The organism is Vibrio cortegadensis, from assembly GCF_024347395.1.
GTDB classification, from domain to species: domain Bacteria; phylum Pseudomonadota; class Gammaproteobacteria; order Enterobacterales; family Vibrionaceae; genus Vibrio; species Vibrio cortegadensis.
On sequence record NZ_AP025473.1, the window covers coordinates 1,151,443 to 1,170,776 of the forward strand.

Annotated in this window: 4 protein-coding genes; 2 read left to right on the forward strand and 2 right to left on the reverse strand. The window is 44.7% G+C overall.

Going from position 1 to position 19,334, the window contains the following annotated elements; all coding sequences use genetic code 11:
* Nucleotides 1–44 precede the first annotated feature (44 nt).
* Entirely contained in the window at nucleotides 45–1,427 is a 1,383-nt protein-coding gene (locus OCV39_RS19340; RefSeq protein WP_261889743.1) for an MATE family efflux transporter, read from the reverse strand.
* 329 nt (nucleotides 1,428–1,756) lie between these two features.
* Entirely contained in the window at nucleotides 1,757–3,349 is a 1,593-nt protein-coding gene (locus OCV39_RS19345) for a DUF4145 domain-containing protein (protein WP_261889744.1), read from the reverse strand.
* 93 nt (nucleotides 3,350–3,442) lie between these two features.
* Between OCV39_RS19345 and OCV39_RS19350 the strand changes: the two genes are divergently transcribed.
* On the forward strand, nucleotides 3,443–4,450 hold the full coding sequence (locus OCV39_RS19350; RefSeq protein WP_171756269.1) for a helix-turn-helix transcriptional regulator: 1,008 nt from the start codon (nucleotides 3,443–3,445) through the stop codon (nucleotides 4,448–4,450).
* 727 nt (nucleotides 4,451–5,177) lie between these two features.
* Nucleotides 5,178–19,286 carry a VCBS domain-containing protein gene (locus OCV39_RS19355; protein WP_261889745.1) on the forward strand — a complete coding sequence of 4,703 codons (14,109 nt, stop codon included), beginning with the start codon at nucleotides 5,178–5,180 and terminating at the stop codon, nucleotides 19,284–19,286.
* Nucleotides 19,287–19,334 lie beyond the last annotated feature (48 nt).

Consider the following 19,334-nt stretch of genomic DNA (forward strand, 5'->3'; position numbering starts at 1 on the left):
TCCCCTACATCTAAAGGTGTGAGGGGAATGTCATTACGTATTAATTAGTTTGCGGGTGCGGTACTTGTTATCTGTGTATCGCGACTCTTAATGACATGTTGCAGCCTAAATAACATAAGAATGGCTGCGATGGTTAATCCTGTAAGGATCCCAACCCAAAAACCCGCTTCACCCATCGCAGGAATAATGTAATCCGTTAACCCTAATATAACACCAAGTGGTAGAGCTAACCCCCAGTAAGATGCAATGGCAAGAAGCATCGGAATCTTAGTATCTTTATAGCCACGCAGTGCACCATTTGCAGAGGTTTGTATCGCATCACTGAATTGATACATTGCAGTAAAGACGATCAATGTTGCGGCTTTGGCGCTGATCTCTGGATCTGCGGTGTAAAGACGAATGATCCATTCAGGGAACAGTAGAAAAATCACGACAGAAATGAGAGACACTAAGCCTGCCACAATAATCCCAATTTTGCTTCGCACGATAGCGCCCAACTCATCTTTCTCACCTAATGCATGACCAACTCGAATAGTAATGCCAAATGAGATGCTCATTGGGATCACGTAAGTCATGCTCGAAATGTTTAACGCGATTTGCGCTGCTGCGACGTTTTCAGCACCGATACGAGCGATCATCAGCGCGATTACTGCAAAAATGCTGCCACACACCGCGATATTCATGCCGATGGGAAAACCCAACCTCAACAGGTGCAACATCTCTTTTGCTTTTGGCTTTGCATCTGAAAAACGAATAATGGTTTTATAGTGGTGGTGACTTTTGATATAAGAATACAAGATTATAGACATAATCCAATAAACTAAGCTTGTTGCCCAACCACAGCCAACTGCGCCCATTTCAGGAAATCCAAATTTACCGTAAATAAGGATGTAGTTAACCGGGATATTCACAAGCAAGCCAATAACGGAAATGATCATTGGTGCTTTGGTGTTGTTCATCCCTTCACAAAAACCATTCAATGTGTAAAACAGCGCAATACCCGGCACACCAAACGCCAGCGCAAATGTATAATCGCTCGCAATTGGGATAATTTCTGAGGCGACACCAATCCATTCCAAAATTGGCTTTGCATTGATCAAGTAGGCGATCAATAGCACGCTCGCCAATAATGCCAACCATATCATTTGGAAAAATTCTACAGAGGCACGTTCAAAATTTCGTGAACCACGATGATATGCCACGACAGGTGTTAAAGCCATGATAATACCGCGAAGCAACAGCAATACTGGAAGCCAAAGACTGGTACCTAGAGCAATGGCCGCAAGATCGGCAGGGCTAACTTGACCTGCCATGGTTGTATCAACAAACCCCATAGCTTGGGTTGCAATTTGAGTAAAAATGATAGGGATCGAGAGATGCATTAAAGCACCCGATTCTCGAGTAAATGAGGGAAGTTTAGTTTGCATGGAAGTATTAAACACCAATATAAATACACGAATGATGGCAGGATAGCGAATGTGTATTTTAGGATGTGCCCGTTGGGCGGCGATAATATAAACAGAATACTCAGTAGGGTCAAGCATTGGAATTGTTAAGGAGGACAGCTAACGAGAGTACTGATCCGTACCAATAGCTTTGGACGCTGAGTTAAGTATGGAGAATCATTAAAACTTAACTTTGGTTAAAGACTAAAAGTACAAAAGGCCTCTCATCGATTCAGTGATGAGAGGCATCTTAGTAAAAAAAAGGAGGAAGGAAAGGTATTGTCAACTTATCTGCTTCACTGAAAGCGAAATCACTTACGCTTCGCTTTCTTCGCCAACTTACGTTTCTGCTTGCTCTTCTTCTTCTCCGCTGAGTTTTTTTGCATCTTACCTTGGCTTGTAAAGCCCACTTTCTTAAGTACTGCCTTACCTTCGGCACTGTTTACAAAAGTTCGGGCTTCAGGATGTCCCGCATCGGCTGCTTCTTGAAGTAATGCAGGGATAGGTTTCGGTGTTTTAACACCATCACGCATTTTAAATTTCGTTGCCGCCTTCGCAAGGGCTTGCGTGACGATAGAATATTTAATATCCGCTTCTTCCAATTCATTGCTCGATTGTTTTAAAGCCTCGTGATAAATATCAATCATTAAGTCATAGTGCTCTGCATCATCTGCAATCTGCTTAAATAAGCGAAACTCTACCGCTAAATATTCAGGTAAACATTTATAGCTATCGACCATCGTAGCCACAGTTTGTTTAACTTGATCGGTTTCATACACTGTGGCATCAACATAAGATTTAAAGAAAGCAATACCAGGCGCTCGGCGAGCCTGCCCCGACACCAAAGCTGAGCGGAGTGTTTTTAGTGACTCATCGGTTTGCTCAGTTTCATGCTTTTCAAGTTTGTTATAAGCATCGACTGTGAACGCTTCAGGCAAGCGATGCTCAATAGCACACTGTAACCAATGCTCTGTATCCGAGCCTGCTTTATAAGCGATATTAAGTTGGAATGAAAGCGCATCATGGTTGCCCTTCTCTGCCGCTTGGCGAATATAATTTTTACCAAGTTTGTGTTCTCCACAACGGAGAAGATGAGAACCAAATTCAAAGGCAGCATCACCTTCCTCATCTATTGTTAATGCCTGCTTAAAGCACAGTTTCGCATCACGAGCAACGCTCTCTTGCAGTAGCTTGTTTGAGTAGCATTTAGCATATAACAACCAACTTTGAGGGTGACCTTGACGGTGAGTTTTCTCAAGCCAATAACTCAGGTCTGCCTGCTTATCTAGGTATTGCTCCTTCTCCCACCAACGAGATTTACCCGTTTGTTCACTCATTTCAAGCAACTCATTGTAAAACTTGTTCGCAAGGTAATAAGTCGCGTCTTTAGAACCTTTCAGGGCATCAGTCACAAATAACGACAGTTCACATGAGGTAGGCTCCTGCCATAAGTTAGTGCACAGGTTTTCGATACCAAGAATGGTTTTACCCGCATATTGAGCGATTTCATAAAGGCTGTTCATGTGCTTTTGCATACGAGCGCGAGACACTTTCATTTCAGCGACATAGGCACCATTGACTTCTGTCATATGAACGGAGCGATTACCGTCATGACGCAAGGCATTCATCTCGTCAATAACCCATTCTTCAATACAGCCTGATGTTTGCAGCATCTTAATCTTATTAGATAATTCACCATGAACGGGAGGGCGAAGTTTAAAATGCTTACCTAATTCATGACAAGTGAGCTCAACAAATAGACGTACCTTCGCCATGCTCGATTGGGGGTCGGTGAAATAGTAGCGCTCAGCTAGAGTGGCCTGTTTATATAGCTCCCCCAAGCCCTCTTTCAGAAAAGCAAAATTATCGTGGTTGTTATTCTCAAAGTCTGCCTGAAGTTGCATTTTAACGCTCCTAATTCATGTCTATGAACGCTATACTACCCTCACTGGCGACATTTAATGTCGCTTTAAAGTTTTATTTATCGGTAGAATTCAATGAGCAAGCAAATACAGCGATATCAGAAAGTGTTGGAGTCCATCCCCTGCCATCCAGATTCAATCTCTACATTAGAGTTACGAGACAAATTACTCTCGGCTGAACTACTGAGCACCAATGCGGATGAGAAAAGCCAACTACGCACTGTTCAACGCTGCATTAATAATGTGATTGAAGATAACAACAGCATTGAGATTGATGATGAACGACGACCGTATCGCTATCGCATTGCTCAAGGACACCGTCACCCTATCAAGCCAGATGGCATGTCTTCTGTGGTTTCATTGCAAGTCATTGAGAAAGAAATTAAGTCTATGTTGCCACCGACATTGCGCTCTGGTGTGGACAATATTTTTTCTTCACTCAAACAAGAAGACACTAAACAGACAAAATTATGGAGTGAACGCTTTTGTTATTTTCAAAGAGAATTGCCATTGGAAGCACCTGAGGTAGGCAACGCATTTTTTAAACAGATTGAACAAGCATTACTCGAGAAAAAAGACATTGAATTTACCTACCAGAAGCGTGGTGCAACTCAGCCAAAGTGCTATGTGTTAACCCCTCTTGGTCTTTTCCTTCACGGCAATAGTTTTTACCTAGTAGGCATGGTGCCGAATGACACCGATAGCATCCGTACATACGCTCTTCACCGAGTACATACATTAAAGATTGGTTTTACTAGCATCCAAACCTTAAACAAATTCAACGTCAAAGAGTATGTAGAGCAGAATGCACGTCATTTTTCTGGAGGTGAGATGCAGAAAGTAATATTGAAGATTGAAAATCTCAGCGGATTACATCTGATTGAAGAAACGCGTTTGTCACCAAACCAGAAAATACTCACTCAAGATAAACAATACACCACGATTGAGGCTGAAGTGCGGGATAGTTTGACCTTTGAATGGTGGTTGATGAAAAATGCCAATATCGTGGCGGTGGTCTCCCCAATATCATTGCGTGACAAAATAGTTGAAACGTTACATGCTAGCTTGAAGCTTTATAGCTAGAGACAAAGCTCTCGTAGCATTCTATGGAAGCACTTACGCTAATACTCACAACAATAAACTTCTATGTCACATGTGACATAGAAGTTATGTAATAAAATTGCACGCAAATTAAACATACCTACGTAAAGAGTTTGGTTAAAAATGACCATGGCTGGTACCGAAGTGCTCACGATGAATAGCAAAAGCATTATCTTATTTTCATGGCGTTGGAAAAAGCTCTACTAACTATTTCTTTTTCTATCGTTTTCGGTTGAACCATTTTTCCCTTTTGGAAGGTGCCAATCGCGATGAAAGTCGCACCATAGTGTACGGTCATTTAGCTGCGCGTTTGATCTGCGATCCTTTGAAAAACATTCTTATTAGTTTCAAAAAATACGTCTGTTAGTCATCTATTTCCTAGCCAAATTTGAACGCCAGAAACCATAACAACGAGCAAAATAATGACCGTGGCAATATGGACATGAATAGAGAATGTTCTGTGTGCATTATTCATCTACGTTAAGGCCTATTTTTTAGAGTTACAATGAGAATAGTGGCATTTGATTAAATCGGTATGTCAGTTCGTTCACCGTTTACTTTCCAAGCCTTAGTAAACAACTATGTGCATAATGTGGGTTCACTAACAGATTTCCTGAATTTTTCTTTATAAATTATAAAATTAGCTAGCAAAACATCGTTCTATGTATTTTACTTAAAAGAGTGCAACCAAGACTCACGGATGAGAAAAATGGCTAACAAAAAAAACGTCGAAACAAACAAAAAAAATACAGAAACCAAAAATAAGAAAAATAACGAGTTAGAACAAAAGAAAACGACACAAAAAAAGAAGCTTAGACTACATTCGCACCTAAAGGTTAATATCCCACTTTTTCAATCACTCATGATGATCTTGCCATCATTGGCTAAACACGCTGCTGCCGAGAGTATAGACAATTCCAGCGGTGCTGCAGATCAAGTAACCGCAAATAGCGTTACAAAAAAAGACGTCACCGATGACCATACACAAACGGACTCATCAGCGGTTACTCATCAAGAGGCTCAAACTAGTAAAAGTGACGTAAACTCGAACTATGCAAATCATGCCCCCCATGGTTCGAGTTCTCACTTGGTTCCTTCTCATCATTTGTCGACGCTTTCTCACCCGCAAGTCCATTACATTCCTTCGGTATCGATGCCGACTATCTCCTCAGGAAGTATCGGCCAGCCGACTCATTCAAATGCGCCTACGGCACCCGCTTTACCCGTAACCTTCATACCAGAAGTCATAAAAGGTACGTACGGAGAGCTTCATGTTGATGCAAATGGTCAATACACATTCGTATTGAATCCAAATTCTCCTCAATACATCCTGTTAAATCAGCACCAACCAGGTACTGACCATTTTGCGTTACATCTATCTAATGGCTCGAGCATCATTGTCCAGATACCGGTAACAGGTAAGCAAGACACGCCAAGTATTTCTGGAGACTTAACAGGTGTCGTAACAGAAGATCACAATATTGATTCACAAGGCTTGTTGCATGCGAACGGCAAAATCGATGTCATAGACCCTGACCAAAATGAAAGTTCGGTGAAGCCGGAAGTTATCTCAGGTAAATATGGTTCATTAACCATCGACGCAGATGGGCATTGGCAGTATCAAGTTGATAACTCGCTCTCTAATGTTCAAGCTTTAACCGCAGCCACTTCATTGCACGAAAGCTTCACTATTCACACCAAAGACGGCACACCGCAAACCATCGATATGACGATTGGTGGGAACGACGACAACGCCGTTATCACAGGTGTGGATGCTGGCACGTTAACTGAAGATTTAACGACACAAGTTCAAGGGCAGCTTTCGGTAACAGATTCAGATCTTGGAGAAGATCATTTTCAGGCATCACAAGTAACTAGCAATTTCGGTACGCTAAGCATCACCAAAGACGGTGCGTGGACATACAGTTTAGACAACAATAACCCAGTAGTTCAAAGACTTGGCCAAGGTTCAACTGCGACAGACATCGTCACTGTTCACTCAGCTGATGGTACAGCGCATCAAGTTATGGTTACGATCAATGGCACCAACGACCATGCAGTAATCACGAGTAGTACAGCAAATTCACCAAGTTCGTTTTTCGCTATCGGGACAAGTAATGGCTCAAGCCAAGTTACTGAAGATAAAGACCTAACGGTTTCAGGCCAACTCAACATCACCGATATCGACTCAAAAGAGGCGCATTTTTCTAATTCCGACCTCAAGGGGACACTGGGTACTTTACACCTTAAAGACAATGGCGATTGGACCTACGATCTAGATAATAAAAATCCACAAGTTCAGGCTCTTGGTCAAGGCTCTGCGACAACAGACATCATAACCATCCACTCCGCCGACGGCACTCCTCATCAAATTGCAATTACCGTTAACGGCACCAATGATAAAGCCGTGATAAGCGGAACCAGTGCAGGCGTGGTAACCGAAGAGTCCCAACTTCAGACCTCGGGCATACTGACTGTTACGGATGTGGATACCGGTGAAGCGCACTTCGCTACTTCATCCACAGGAAGTACCGATATTGCAGGCTCGTTTGGTACGCTTCATCTGACCGATACTGGTTCTTGGACGTACGATCTTGATAACACTAACCCGACCGTTCAAGCATTAGGTAAAGGCTCGACAGCTACTGATACCATCACCGTTCATTCTGCTGATGGCACGCCGCATCAAGTGACTATCACAGTAAATGGCACTAATGATGCCGCTATTATTGGTGGCACAAACTCAGGCACGGTGACTGAAGAATCTCAATTAAAAGTCTCGGGAACTCTGACCGTTACGGATGTCGACACAGGCGAAGCGCATTTCTCAAATACGGATATTGCGGGTAACTTAGGCACCCTACATCTAACTGAATCGGGCTCTTGGACTTACGACCTAGATAATACCAATCCAAAAGTACAAGCACTTTCAGCGGGACAACAAACAACCGAAGTCATCAACGTTACATCAGCAGACGGCACACAAAAACAAGTGACCGTGACCATTAATGGAGCAGATGACCAGTCGACGATAACCGGAACGTCTACCGGCACCGTCACTGAAGACCAATATTTACAGGCCAATGGTAAACTCGTTGCCCATGATGTGGATGCACAAGACCACACCCACTTTGTTGCACAACAAAGTGCTCAGGGGCAATACGGCACCTTTAATTTATCACCCGATGGATCATGGGATTACCTGCTTACCTCGCAAAAGCTGGCCAGTGCAGACACCGTTACCGAGCATTTCATGGTGCACACCTCTGACGGTACACAGCAAGAGATTGTGGTCACAGTTAAAGGGCATGATGATCAAGCACACATTACGGGATTCACCACCGGTGTTGTCACTGAAGATGGTCAATCAACGGTGTCTGATCAACTGTATGTCGCCGATCAGGATACACAGCAAGATCACTTCACCTCACAAACTGACACGCCCACTCAGTATGGGCACTTCTCTATCACAGAAGCTGGCTTGTGGACTTTCACCTTAGATAATACCAATCCAAAAGTACAAGCACTTTCAGCGGGACAACAAACAACCGAAGTCATCACCGTTACATCAGCAGACGGCACACAAAAACAAGTGACCGTGACCATTAATGGCACCGATGACCAGTCGACGATAACCGGAACGTCTACCGGCACCGTCACTGAAGACCAATATGTACAGGCCAATGGTAAACTCGTTGCCCATGATGTGGATGCACAGGACCACACCCACTTTGTTGCACAACAAAGTGCTCAGGGGCAATACGGCACCTTTAATTTATCACCCGATGGATCATGGGATTACCTGCTTACCTCGCAAAAGCTGACCAGTGCAGACACCGTGACCGAGCATTTCATGGTGCACACCTCCGACGGTACACAGCAAGAGGTAGTGGTCACGGTTAAAGGGCATGATGATCAAGCACACATTACGGGATTCACTACAGGCGCTGTCACTGAAGATGGTCAATCAACGGTGTCTGATCAACTGTATGTCGCCGATCAGGATGCACTGCAAGATCACTTCACCTCACAAACTGACACGCCCACTCAGTACGGTCACTTCTCTATCACAGAAGCGGGCGTGTGGACCTTCACCCTAGATAATACCAATCCAAAAGTACAAGCACTTTCAGCGGGACAACAAACAACTGAAGTCATTACCGTGACATCCGTCGACGGCACGCAAAAACAAGTGACCGTGACCATTAACGGCACCGATGACCAATCAACGATAACCGGAACCTCTACCGGCACCGTCACTGAAGACCAAAATTTACAGGCCAATGGTAGGCTCGTGGCCCATGATGTGGATGCACAGGACCACACCCATTTTGTTGCACAGCAAAATGCTCAGGGGCAATACGGTACCTTTAATTTATTACCCGATGGTTCATGGGATTATCTGCTTACCTCGCAAAAACTGACCAGTGCAGACACTGTGACCGAGCATTTCATGGTGCACACCTCCGACGGTACACAGCAAGAGATTGTGGTCACAGTTAAAGGGCATGATGATCAAGCACACATTACGGGATTCACCACCGGTGTTGTCACTGAAGATGGTCAATCAACGGTGTCTGATCAACTGTATGTCGCCGATAAGGATGCACTGCAAGATCACTTCACCTCGCAAACGGATACACCCACTCAGTATGGGCACTTCTCTATCACTGAAGCTGGCTTGTGGACTTTCACCTTAGATAATACCAATCCAAAAGTACAAGCACTTTCAGCGGGACAACAAACAACCGAAGTCATCAACGTTACATCAGCAGACGGCACACAAAAACAAGTGACCGTGACCATTAATGGAGCAGATGACCAGTCGACGATAACCGGAACGTCTACCGGCACCGTCACTGAAGACCAATATGTACAGGCCAATGGTAAACTCGTTGCCCATGATGTGGATGCACAAGACCACACCAACTTTGTTGCACAACAAAATGCTCAGGGGCAATACGGCACCTTTAATTTATCACCCGATGGATCATGGGATTACCTGCTTACCTCGCAAAAGCTGACCAGTGCAGACACCGTTACCGAGCATTTCATGGTGCACACCTCCGACGGTACACAGCAAGAGATTGTGGTCACAGTTAAAGGGCATGATGATCAAGCACACATTACGGGATTCACCACCGGTGTTGTCACTGAAGATGGTCAATCAACGGTGTCTGATCAACTGTATGTCGCCGATCAGGATGCACAGCAAGATCACTTCACCGCACAAATGGATACGCCCACACAGTATGGGCACTTCTCTATCACTGAAGCTGGCTTGTGGACCTTCACCCTTGATAATACAAACCCTACCGTTCAAGCATTAGGTAAAGGAGTAACAGCTACTGATACCATTACCGTTCATTCTGCCGATGGTACGCCTCATCAAGTGACCATTACGGTGAATGGTACTAATGATGTCGCTATTATTGGTGGCACAAACTCAGGCGCAGTGACCGAAGAGTCAAAATTGCAAACCTCTGGAACGCTAACCGTAACTGATGTCGATACTGGCGAAGCCCATTTCTCCAACACAGATATTGTAGGTTCATTGGGCACCCTACATTTAACTGACTCGGGCTCTTGGACTTACGACCTAGACAATACAAACCCTACCGTTCAAGCTTTAGGTAAAGGAGCAACAGCTACTGATACCATTACCGTTCATTCTGCTGATGGAACGCCACATCAAGTGATCATTACGGTGAATGGTACTAATGATGCTGCCGTCATCTCCGGTGACACGGTAAAATCCATCCATGAAAATGCTTTATTTGACGCCGATAAACATGATGTCACCACTCGACAGAACGCCCACTCATTATCCGGAGCCTTAACTTCACAAGATGTAGATAGTGGACAATCGAACCTCTTCCAACCTATTCATAGTCAAATGGGCCATTACGGCTCAATATCCCTAGATGCAAACGGTCACTGGCACTATCAATTGGCACCAAGTGAAGGGAAAACGATTGATGAATTAGCACAAGGTGAACACGTAACAGAAGTCTTTACCGTGAAAGCTATTGATGGCACAAGCCAAACCATTTCTATAGAGATCATTGGAGACAACGACAGTGCAAGTATCACATTGCAACCTAGTCGCTCTCACACCACTGTTTTCGAAGACAAAATCAGCGACATTGATACCAGCGGCGCATTACGAGCTTATGGAAATGTTGATGTTACTGACGTCGATAACCAAGGCAGTACGACTCATAGTGAAGAACTGCTGAAATCAGAAACAGCGCACACAGCCATTGGCGGAGTGTTTACAGTTCATGGAACGAGTTGGGACTATCAGGTCGATCCAAATAATTCGAAGGTACAAGCACTCGCTGCTGGAGAGAAACTGGTGGAAACCCACACCATAACGTCCATCGACGGAACTGCATCAAAGCAAGTTTCGGTCACCATTGTTGGCACTAACGATGCCGCAGTGATAACGGGGACCGACACAGGAGATGTTACTGAAGGCAATGCAGGGCAACACATGTCCCCAGATTATGCTCAACCTGGCATGGCATTCCTTGGCCGAAGTACCATACATACCACTGGCAAGCTCAATATTACCGATGTCGATACAGGCGAAGCGGAATTTGACACGCACGGCATTGGGTTTACTTATTCGGGTCAATACGGCGACCTCCTTCTAAACAAAGATGGTAGTTGGTCATATCATGCTGATACAGGTCAAATTCGTAGTACAGGCGGGTTAACGAGTACTCGAGGCACAACAATTGACCAACTAGGGGAAAATCAAACTCTCACAGATACGGTTACCGTATTTACCAAAGATGGAACCTCTCATGACATTGTTATTACCATCCATGGTAGCAACGACCGCCCTTATTGCTCTTCAGAAGTACAGTTAAACTCAGGGAAAGAAGACTTAGCTCAGACCATTACTTCCACTGAACTGTTAGCAAATACCGTAGATGTGGACGCTAATGACACCGGTAAACTCTCCATTACAAATCTGCATTCCGATTACGGATCAATTCGCGATAACAATGATGGGACCTTTACTTTCACGCCAGATAAAGATTACAACGGGCAAGTACATTTTACTTATGACGTAGCTGATGCCCATGGAGGTGTTACTCATACAGCTGCTAGTACGACATTAACAGCGACAACAGACAAAGCGGTTATTACCGATGCACAAACGAATGCAGATCTGCGTGGTGTTACAGAAGATCGCGGCTACATCGATACCCACTATAAACTACATTACGACGGTAAATTAAATATCCAAGATCCTGATGTGGGTGAAGCGCAATTTGATCCCAATATTGGTCCACAAACTTACCAAGGTATGGGCTATGACACTAAGTTGGGGGGGCATGTATGGCTTATGCAAGATGGTAGTTACACGTATACCCTCGATAACCGTAATATACAGAACTTAGCTCAAGGTGAAGTGAAACACGATTCAGCCGTTATTCGCTCTGCCGATGGCACCACTCACACCATTGAGTTGACGGTTCATGGTACTAACGATACTCCCGTCATCAATGCTCAATCTCACTCCGTTATTGAAGGGGGCAGCCTCTTAAATGGACAAATGATTGGGCATGACATAGATACAGGCGCAACATTGACTTACAGCGCACCGCAAGTCGATGGTCTAGTTGTTAACCCAGATGGAACCTATAGCTTCAATCCTAACCATTCTAGTTACCAGTCTTTAGCTTCGGGCATCACAAAAACACTCACTGTCCCTGTAACAGTCACCGATGAGCATAACGCGAGCAGCACACAAAACCTTTCAATCATAATCACCGGGGTAAACAACTCTGCAACGGTAAGCGGTGTCGACTCAGGAGATGTCACTGAAGGCAATGCAGGGCAAGACATGTCCCCAGATTATACTCAACCTGGCATGGCATTCCTTGGCCGAAGTACCATACATACCACTGGCAAGCTCAATATTACCGATGTCGATACAGGCGAAGCGGAATTTGACACTCACGGCATTGGGTTTACTTATTCAGGTCAATACGGCGACCTTCTTCTGAACAAAGATGGTAGTTGGTCATATCATGCTGATACCGGTCAAATTCGCAGTACAGGAGGGCTAACCAGCACCCGTGGCACAACGATTGACCAACTGGGGGAAAATCAAACTCTCACAGATACGGTTACCGTATTTACCAAAGATGGAACCTCTCATGACATTGTTATTACCATCCATGGTAGCAACGACCGCCCTTATTGCGCTTCAGAAGTACAGCTAAACTCAGGGAAAGAAGACTTAGCTCAGACCATTACTTCCACTGAACTGTTAGCAAATACCGTAGATGTGGACGCTAATGACGCAGGTCAACTCTCCATTACAAATCTACACGCTGACCATGGTTCAATTCGCGATAACAATGATGGGACATTTACCTTCACTCCAAATTCGGATTACAACGGTAAAATTCAATTCAGTTATGACGTTAAAGATGCACATGGCGGTGTGACATCAACTTCAGCCTCTCTTGATCTTGCACCAGTTGACGATGCCGCTGTCATTACCGGACAACATGCCGGTGATATTACTGAAGACAATTTGCAATCGTACCAGAGCGCACTAACTGTAAAAGGTCATTTGCATGTTGTTGATCCCGATGGTGGTGAGGCTCAGTTTACCAGTGTTACCAAAATAGATGACCCTTACAATACAACTCAGAATGGCTTATCTATCTCGCCAAATGGAGCTTGGTCCTATGACGTGAACAACAACTTAAGCTCGGTCCAGAATATGGCTGAGGGCGAAACAAAAGATATTGTGTATGAAGTACAAACGGTTGACGGTACCAAACAACGTATCACTATTACGCTTCACGGCACAAACGATAGCCCAATCTTGCAGTTTACTAGCTATGGCAATGCAAGTGCAGGTTCTAATCCGATAAGTACCGATGAAGACAAGGCCATTACCATTTCTATCGATCGATTTGTAGGAGCAGGAAAAGATATTGACCATGGAGATACCCTCCATATTGAGCAATTACAAGTTGATCATGGAAAAGCTGTTTTATCGGCCGATGGTCAAAGTGTCATCTATACACCAGAAAAAGATTTTAATGGTCATGCAACATTTACCTATCAAATTGCCGATAGTCATGGCGCTTTGGCAATAAACCCTGCAACAGGACACCCAGAGCTTTTAGGGATGATGATTGATGTGAATGCAATGCCAGACAATGCCGTTATTGGCGGTGATATCACTGGTGGCGTTACCGAAGACAAAATGATGGGAATGGCGCTTCTCCAGGCTCATGGAACCCTAACTATTACCGATCCCGATGCGGGAGAGGCACAATTCTTACCCAATGATGGCGTACACAATAATGGCTACGAAACAGCTATGGGTGGTCTTGTAACGATTAATTCTAAAACAGGTGATTGGTCCTATGTGGTTGATAATTTTAAAACCGAAGTGCAGTCTCTTGGAGCAACAGAAACAGCTGTGGACACGGTAACGATTCACTCAAAAGACGGTACTGCTCAACAAATTCAAATTACTATCCATGGCGTAAATGATAATCCTACAGTCTCATCAGTGGTTACACTCGCTTCTGGAACTGAAGATACTGATCAAACAATACAAGCATCAGACCTTCTTGCTCTTGCGACAGACGTCGACAAAAATGATGCGGGGAAATTAACGCTTGGAGCAATTGCTGTTGACCATGGAAGCATAACCGATAATCATGATGGTACCTACACGCTTCATCAAGAAGCTAATTACAATGGTCAAGTGTCGTTAACCTATGATATCAGAGATGCACACCAAGGTTCGGTGACCACTTCAGCTTCTCTTCAGCTAGCTGCTGTAAACGATAATCCCGATGTACAACCTTTAACAGACAGTGTTATTGAGGGGGCGACACCACCGCACCGCCTAGATCTGCTAGCAGGCGCGACAGATAAGGAAGGAGACGCTTTAAATATAGAGCAATTGTCTTTTTCAGTTGATGGCGGTAAAAGCTCTCAGTCACTTCCATCTGGACTATCAATCGCTAAAGATGGTCATACTTTAGTGGTCGATGCAACCGACCCTGCATTTAACTACCTTAGTGCAGGTCAACCATTGAACATAGTGGCGTCTTACCTTGTGAGTGATGGTCATGGTGGCCAAACTCAGCAAACCGCTGTTCTTACAATTGAAGGGACAGATGACAAAGCGGTACTAGTCTCGAATGTCATACAAATGAGTGAAACAGAGGCATTACAGAGTGAGTTTACTCGCTATCAAGGTAAGCTGCAGCTAATCGACCCTGATACTGGCGACAACACTCAATTTCAATTTGGCGGTGTTTATATAGGGCAAGGGTTTCCCCCTGGTGAACTTGATATATGGCCTGATGGGTCATACTCATTCCATTTAGAGACAGCTCTTAATCGCCATGCTGATGACTTGGTCAGTAGCTTACACCAAGGGGAGTCAATGGAATTCCCTTATACTGTTAAAACCACTGATGGGCAAACAGTGACTATCATGGTGAAAGTCATTGGTGAAGACAGCCAAGCAAGAATCGAAGTCGGTCGTTATTCAAGCGTTGACAACCACGTAACTGAAGACCACTTTACTCCCGGAAGTACCCATAACCTAATAAGTAGCAGTGGTCATTTACATGTTATCGACCCCGATCATGATCAAGCTGGTTTTATAGCACAAAACATCAATACCCCGGAAGGTGGTCATTTTCATATAAATGCTCGTGGAAGTTGGGCTTACAATATAGATAACAGCAAGTTACAACACTTAGGTGCTGGTGAAAGCTACCAGAAAACATTCACCGTAGAATCCATTGATGGTAGTGCCCATCGAGATATTACTGTCACAGTGCATGGTACCAATGATAATCCCGTTATCTCCTCCGCAATATCTTTACCTGCTGGAGTAGAAGATACAAAGATCATTCTTACTTCACCTCAACTGCTTGCAAATACTACGGATATTGATGACAACGATGCAGGCCAGCTTTCAATAGCCAATTTGCAAACCGACCACGGATCCATTTTAGCCAATACCAATGGCACTTTCACCTTTACCCCAGAAGCTAACTACCACGGACAGGTAAAATTCACTTATGACGTTAAAGATGCACATGGTGGCATTACACACACAAGTGCGAGCACAACATTGGCAGCGGTTAATGACGCAGGTGTAATCACAGGAGATAAGTCAGGAACTATCATCGAAGATAGCCACGTACAAGGTGATGCTCAACATACGATTTATACCGTTGGAGTTCTTGATGTCACCGATCCCGATGCTGGGGAAAATCATTTTCATGAAAGCCATAATGTGCATGCTCTCCATGACCCATTTGGAGGATCTTTCACCATAGGAAAAGCTGGAGATTGGAGTTATTCCGTTCCTAATGCCAACGTCCAGCACCTTGCTAAGGGTCAGGTAGAGACAGTGCAATACGAAGTGATCACACAAGGTGGCGATAAACAAATCGTTACAGTGAGTATCCACGGCACCAACGATGATCCAATACTTTCAGTCACGCAGACTACGCCAGTTACAGGTACCTTGACTGAAACAGATGTCGATGTAAAAGACACGCATTCTTTCTCAGTGGTTAGCCCTACCGGACAGTTTGGTGACCTTTCGGTTGATCCTACCTCTGGAGCTTATGTTTACACTCCAAACTCTTCTGTTTCAGGCATGAGCTATAATTCAGCCACGCACACCTACCATGGCGCTGATGTGTTTGAAGTTAAAGTTGCAGATAATCATGGCGGCGAATCATCAAGATTCCTAACCTTTGATACTAATGGACAAGTCAATCTGATTACAGGGCAACAACCAACTATCACCACAACAGTTCCGCAAAACCCCGTAGTTACTACGACGCAACCAAGTCTTCCAACTAGCAGTAACACGCCACCAAGTAATACCGTTACTGTAGACTTGGCGGCTTCAAGTGATAGCGGAAAATCGGATACTGACAACCTTACAAACAACAATACGCCAACAATAACCGGCCATACCGATATTCCTTATTCACAAGTGACTGTTTACGATGGTTCAACCCCGATTGGACATGCAGTATCTGATGGTTCAGGTCAATACAGTGCTGTGGTCACCAACTTAACGGATGGCGATCACAATCTATCCGCTACAGCACTGGCTCCTTCTTCATCGTTGCCTGCAACGTCGCCACTACTTTCAGTACATGTTGATACCACTATTGCTCCACTGACTATCGAGTTAACTCATGACACCGGCAGTAGCGCTTCTGACTTAATTACCAACGATGGTGCACTAACAATTGGTGGGCAAGATGCAGGCGCAACCGTTGAGTATTCAACGGACAATGGGCAAACATGGACTTCAAGCTTTACGCCACAACCAGGTTCAAACACCGTTAGTGTGAGGCAGACAGATACAGCGGGGAATGTGTCAGCCAACACGTCATTGAATTTCACCCTTGATAATTCAATTGCAGCACCAACAGTGTCATTGACCCACGACACTGGGAGACATTCAATCAGTACACCTGACTTTATCACTCAAGACTCTCAGCTTTCAATTCAAACGGAAGCGGGCGCGAAAGTAGAATACTCAAATGACGGTGGACACAGTTGGACTGCTGTATTTAACCCAGTAGAAGGTGTAAACAACCTACAGGTAAGACAAACTGATATCGCTGGTAACTTATCTCCAGCGACTCACTTTAGTTTTACCTTAGATACAACCCCCGGCACAGTGACCGTGAATCCGATATCGCAAGATAATGCATTAAATGCGGCTGAGAATAACCAACCACTAGTGATTACGGGAACAACTTCGAATGTCGATCCTGGTGATGTTGTGTATGTTATCGTCGGCAATAATCATTTTTATGACGCAACCGTAAAATCAGATGGTTCATGGTCATTGACCCTAAGTGCATCTGCTCACCAAAGTATTTTGGCGGCTGACCACAATTACCCAATACAAGTGGGAGCCGTGGATGCAGCTGGCAATTCAACCCCTCGTATTTCGACTCATTTGTTAGTCGACACACAAAATCCAATTCCACATATCGCTGTTGATTCAGTTACGCAAGATAACGTACTTAATGCCCTTGAGTCGGGGCAAAGTATTCCGATAACAGGCACGGTGACGGGTGATTATCACACAGGTGATACTGTAAGCTTGAAGATAAACGGAGCGAATATTCCGTCTCTCAGGGGCACCGTTGATGCGGCTGGGCATTTCTCAATTCCTGTTGCAGGTAACGTATTGGAACGTGCCAATATCCATACTAGCTATGCAAGTGGGCAGGCGGCACCCATACACTCTATTGAAGCCACAATACAAACGACCGATGCGGTAGGAAATACAGGAAGTGCTACCACTGGTTCGCAAGTGTTCACCGTTGATACACAAATACACATCGGTATTCATACCGACCCTGTCACTGTTGATAACGTGATTAACGATCAAGAATCCCATTCATCCGTTGATATCACCGGTTCCGTTTCTGGTGATTTTAATACTGGAGATCTTGTCATTTTAAATGTAAATGGCACAAAACATACTGGCGCTGTCGATTCACTTGGGCACTATTCAATTGCTGTTCCTGGTCGTGAGTTAATTGCAGATGCTGACCAGAAAATTGAAGCCTCAATAGCCGTTACAGATAGCGCAGGTAATAACGCGCACGCTACCACCGATGTGGTTTACCAAGTTGACACTCAGGTAAGTCTCCCTACGGTTACATTTGAAAGCGCAGGCGCAGACAACTTATACAGTAAAGCTGAAATTGCTCGTGGTGATGCAAACACGATCACAGCAACCATTACGCCTCCGGGTGATGCTAAAATTGGCGAGCATCTTGTCGTTAATGGACAAGACCATGTGCTCGATGCAAATACTCTCGCTAACGGAGTTCAAATTGAAGTTCGACCGGGAGCTCAAGTGCAAGTGACCATGACTGACGAACACGGTAATACCGCGGGTAGCCAAGGCTTTGCTGCCAGTGCCATACCTGATCCGATCATAGTCAAAGCGCCACCGGGAAGTCACCAAGTGTCCGGTTCACTGGGTACACCGCCACTACTCCCATCTTTAACGCCAGTGCCAACTGCACAACATGGTTGGCGGATTCATCTTCCAGATGGGAGTTATGTAACAAGCCATCACGGCCAATATGGAACATTAACAATTGACCCTAAGACTGGTGATTTACACTATCAAGAACAGGCAAATGTACACACAGGGCCACATGGCAGCGCTTCTGGTATTGGCCAACATGAAGACAAGTTCGAAGTTGCATTACAAGGAACAAATCAAGATGAAGTGGTTGCCCATGTGAACGTTCAAATACTCAGCCACGGCCCGGGAAATAGCGGTAAACTGAATATAGGTACCGAGGTGGTTGATATGACAATAACCCCTATTACCCATACCTCACACCCTGCTCCACCACCGCCTCCTCCGGTGTTACATGACGAGCCTGACATGTCTTCGCAAGCAGACTTTACCGTTACGCAAAGTGATGACAGCTATCTAGATTTGACTCAGCACGCTCACCAAGCACCAGACCAGAAAACCAGCCACCATGGTGCGGCCGCTTATTTAGATGCATTGGGCATAAAACCAGATACGACATCTACAGTAGATCACGATCAACCTGCGGACATGGATATCGTACTTGCACAAGTCGACCAACCAGATCCAGCAACACATGACCAAGCGCACGTGGATATGTCGGATGCGCTTGAACACCATGATGCGAGCGTCAACCACAACCAAGATGATGAGCATCACCATCACAACGACATAGACGGGCTGCCAGACATAGACCCTAATCCATAACATCAACATCAAGTAAGTAAGATCGGGAGTGTTGTCTGCTCCTGTAAT

What these genes read in the sequence shown, in the direction of transcription:
- OCV39_RS19355 (WP_261889745.1), top strand. Translation starts at nt 5,178, where the DNA reads ATGGCTAACAAAAAAAACGTCGAAACAAACAAAAAAAATACAGAAACC.
- OCV39_RS19340 (WP_261889743.1), bottom strand. Translation starts at nt 1,427, where the DNA reads ATGCAAACTAAACTTCCCTCATTTACTCGAGAATCGGGTGCTTTAATG.
- OCV39_RS19350 (WP_171756269.1), top strand. Translation starts at nt 3,443, where the DNA reads ATGAGCAAGCAAATACAGCGATATCAGAAAGTGTTGGAGTCCATCCCC.
- OCV39_RS19345 (WP_261889744.1), bottom strand. Translation starts at nt 3,349, where the DNA reads ATGCAACTTCAGGCAGACTTTGAGAATAACAACCACGATAATTTTGCT.